This is a genomic window from Cohnella baijiui (assembly GCF_020731285.1).
Lineage (GTDB): Bacteria > Bacillota > Bacilli > Paenibacillales > Paenibacillaceae > Cohnella.
In genome coordinates this window covers 1-248 of record NZ_JAJFOW010000311.1, presented here as the reverse complement: position 1 = coordinate 248, position 248 = coordinate 1, and the positions used below count along the sequence as shown (strand labels likewise).

General features: G+C 40.3%; 1 protein-coding gene. It reads right to left on the bottom strand.

Features of this window, described 5'->3' with window-relative positions; all coding sequences use genetic code 11:
* Positions 1-248, bottom strand: a 248-nt coding sequence (locus LKX83_RS32765) for a hypothetical protein (protein ID WP_227887461.1), incomplete at both ends; no start/stop codon positions are given.

The following is a 248-nucleotide window of genomic DNA, read 5'->3' as shown; positions in this document are numbered from 1 at the left end:
CCCATCTTTAGCGCGATCAGGGCCTGTTTCTTTTCTGAGCCAACCTGCCTGCTTAAAACAAAAAAGAGCGTTTTTTTATTTTGGAGCAGGATTCCCGTACCTTCTTTGGTAGATTGAATTGCTTTGGTTACGTCTTTATTGTTCATGCAGACAACGATTTTATGCGCTTGTTGTAAGCTTTTATAGTTGTTTAGTATACGAATGGCACTATTATAAGCCGCCGTTCCTTTTTTATACTGCGAAGTCCG